Source organism: Pseudomonas sp. Xaverov 83 (assembly GCF_019352905.1).
Taxonomy (GTDB): Bacteria; Pseudomonadota; Gammaproteobacteria; order Pseudomonadales; family Pseudomonadaceae; genus Aquipseudomonas; species Aquipseudomonas yamanorum.
In genome coordinates this window covers 109,932-110,487 of the sequence record NZ_JAAAFU010000038.1, presented here as the reverse complement: position 1 = coordinate 110,487, position 556 = coordinate 109,932, and the positions used below count along the sequence as shown (strand labels likewise).

The window sequence follows — 556 nt, the reverse complement described above, 5'->3', positions numbered from 1 at the left end:
GGTCGGCGGATTGGTATTGTCCGGGACCAACTTCTCGAAGTTGCCACCGGTAGCGGTGGTGATAGTGGTGCTGACGGTGGAACCGTTGTTGTAGACGTCGTTGACCGGAGTCTGGAAAACCACGGTGCCCGTGGTTTTGCCTGCGTCAATGGTAATAACTTGGCCGTTAGACAGAGTCACGGTTACCGGCGCATGCGCTTCATTCGAAAGCGTGGCGGTGTAAGTGATCTGACCGCCTTCAGTGATTGCGGTGTCGTTAGTCGACAAGGTCACGGTGGTGGTATCGATCGAATCCGAAATAACGGTGGTTGGCGGATTGGTATTGTCCGGGACCAGCTTCTCGAAGTTGCCACCCGTTGCGGTGGTGATCGTGGTGCTAACGGTCGAGCCGTTGTTGTAAACGTCGTTGACCGGAGTCTGGAAAACCACAGTGCCGGTGGTTTTACCGGCATCAATGGTGATCACCTGGCCGTTGGACAGGGTCACGGTCACCGGCGCGTGAGCTTCATTCGAAAGCGTCGCGGTGTAGGTGATTTGACCGCCTTCAGTGATCGCT

At 56.1% G+C, this 556-nt stretch carries 1 protein-coding gene; it reads right to left on the bottom strand.

Going from position 1 to position 556, the window contains the following annotated elements; all coding sequences use genetic code 11:
• Positions 1 to 556: immunoglobulin-like domain-containing protein (locus K0H47_RS31075; protein WP_257626665.1), on the bottom strand; the 556-nt coding region annotated here is incomplete at both ends.